We start from the raw sequence: 238 nt of genomic DNA on the forward strand, positions 1-238 counted from the left end.
GTATTACGTGCGTGTAATAAATGTCTTTACACAGGTTAGTACATTTAATTTTAATATATGCGTCACTAAGTACCCTACTCCAGCAAACGACCTTTGTGCCAATGCTATACAGTTAACACCGGGAACTACATGTAACTACACTGCGGGTACTTTTTCGGGGGCGCTAAATGATGGCGGTACTTCATGCGTTGCAACGGCCAGCCAGGATGTATGGTATAAATTTACGGCCACCGACCCA

General features: G+C 44.1%; 1 protein-coding gene. It reads left to right on the plus strand.

Features of this window, described 5'->3' with window-relative positions; all coding sequences use genetic code 11:
• A partial coding sequence (locus ACLI08_RS16395; protein ID WP_411429587.1) for a hypothetical protein occupies positions 1 to 238 on the plus strand: 238 nt, incomplete at both ends.

It is taken from the genome of Flavobacterium sp. RNTU_13, from assembly GCF_046614455.1.
Classification (GTDB): Bacteria; Bacteroidota; Bacteroidia; order Flavobacteriales; family Flavobacteriaceae; genus Flavobacterium.